This is a genomic window from Paraburkholderia sp. J63 (assembly GCF_905220245.1).
Lineage (GTDB): Bacteria > Pseudomonadota > Gammaproteobacteria > Burkholderiales > Burkholderiaceae > Paraburkholderia.
The window spans coordinates 1-308 of sequence record NZ_CAJMZF010000211.1; the positions used below are offsets into that span (position 1 = coordinate 1).

The 308-nt window shown below is 68.5% G+C and carries 1 protein-coding gene; it reads left to right on the top strand.

The genetic code is table 11. The annotated features are described in order from the left end of the window. Nucleotides 1–308: AMP-binding protein (locus tag U5775_RS39220; protein WP_322063475.1), on the top strand; the 308-nt coding region annotated here is incomplete at both ends.

A 308-nucleotide genomic window follows, 5' to 3' on the forward strand; every position in this document is an offset into this window, starting at 1 on the left:
ATCGAACTGCTCGACGCGCACGAGCGCCGCGACCTGCTCACGTGGGGCCGCAACGACGCGGCATGGCCGAACGCGTTGCCGGTGCATGAGCGCATCCGCATGCAAGCCGAGGCGATGCCTGCTGCCATCGCCGTCGTTTGCGGTGAGGCATCGCTGAACTACGGCGAACTCGAAGCGCGGGCGAATGCGCTCGCGCACCACCTGATCGCGCTGGGCGTGAAGCCCGAGGTGCGCGTGGGCATCGCGCTGGAGCGCTCGCTGGACATGATTGTCGGTCTGCTGGCGATCCTCAAGGCGGGCGGCGCGTA